Origin of the sequence: Prolixibacter bellariivorans ATCC BAA-1284 (assembly GCF_000621705.1) — a bacterium.
Taxonomy (GTDB): domain Bacteria; phylum Bacteroidota; class Bacteroidia; order Bacteroidales; family Prolixibacteraceae; genus Prolixibacter; species Prolixibacter bellariivorans.
Genome location: NZ_JHXO01000020.1, coordinates 1 through 1506 on the forward strand (window position 1 = coordinate 1; position 1506 = coordinate 1506).

Annotated in this window: 1 pseudogene; it reads left to right on the plus strand. The window is 32.9% G+C overall.

The features are described from left to right. Positions 1 to 123 precede the first annotated feature (123 nt). Positions 124 to 1332: pseudogene (locus T426_RS26155) on the plus strand (IS256 family transposase). Positions 1333 to 1506 lie beyond the last annotated feature (174 nt).

The following is a 1506-nucleotide window of genomic DNA, read 5'->3' on the forward strand; positions in this document are numbered from 1 at the left end:
TAATGAAATAAGTGTGTTAAATTGGCATCGTGTTAAAATTCAAATAATTAATTAAGGATGATTAACAAGATGGCAAAGAAAATAACTCCAAAACCACCTAAATCTGAAAATTATCGAAAAGTAATGGACCAATTTAACCAATTGGTACTAGGAAACCCAGATATTTTTGATGCTAGCAGTGCCAATAGTTTAATTAAATCAATGACAGAAGTATTTTCTGAACCACTGAATGCACTTCTTAAAGCCGAAATGGATGAACATTTAGGAAGAAGCGAATACGAGCGTTCTGAAAACTCCAATCGCCGGAATGGTTTCATTGAAAAAACTGTTAGTTCATCAGTAGGGAAATTAGATATTAAAACCCCACGTGATCGTAAGGGATTATTCAATCCTTTTATAATTCCAAAACGCCAACGCGATATTCTTGAAATGGAAGAGCTTTTAATTTTGCTTTCATCGAAAGGAACTAGTCAAGAAGATATTAAAGATATCATTTTTAAACTATATAACAAATCTTTAGATCAAGCCGCAATTAGCCGGATTACCGATCGCGTTCATGCAGATTTGAAAGAGTTTCAAAACCGACCGCTAGATAAAGTTTATCCATTCTGATATATTGATGCGATTCGCTTTCATTCTCGGGAAGATGGAGCAGCGAAACTAGTTTCAGTTTACGTTATTCTTGGCGTTGATGTGAAAGGCTATAAGCATGTTATTGGCTTATATATAGGCGAAAACGAAACATCTAAAGAATGATTAAAGTTTTTTGACGACTTAAAACAACGCGGTGTTGAACGCGTTTTAATGGTGATTAGTGACAACCTTCCTGGAATTTCCGAGGCTATTAACACAACCTTCCCAAAGGCCATGATTCAAAAATGTGTCGTCCACCAAGTGAGAAATTCATTGTTACGTGTTTCAAACTACGACATGTCTTCATTCGCAAAAGATATGAAAACAATCTACAACGCTCGAGATATTAAAGAAGCCGAAGAAAATTTCAATTTATTTAGAAAAAATTGGGAAGCTAAATATCCAAGAGTAATCAAATCTTGAACAGACAATTGGGAAGAGTTAACTTGCTATTACCAATTACCTTTTGAAATTAGAAAAATGGTTTACACAACAAATGTAATTGAAAACATTAATCGTCAAATTAGACGTGTAACCAAAACCAAATCTAGTTTTGTTAATAATAAAGCAATTCTAAAAATTGTTTATTTAGGCATCATGAATTACGAACGCGACGATAGGCAAATGAAAGTTCGTAATTGGCAAAGTATAATTCAGCAACTCGAAATTCTATTTGATATAGATTTGCAACCAGAATAAATACAAACACTTAATTTATTGTTCAATCTTGACCAAGAGTCAAAGATTTGCGCGTTTAAATAATGATAAAAACGGAAAATTGCGAAAGCGTTTCCGTTTTTTAGTATACTTTTAATAACACGATGTCAATGGTTTCAAAGAAATCTAGACATTAACACACTTAAATCATTACTT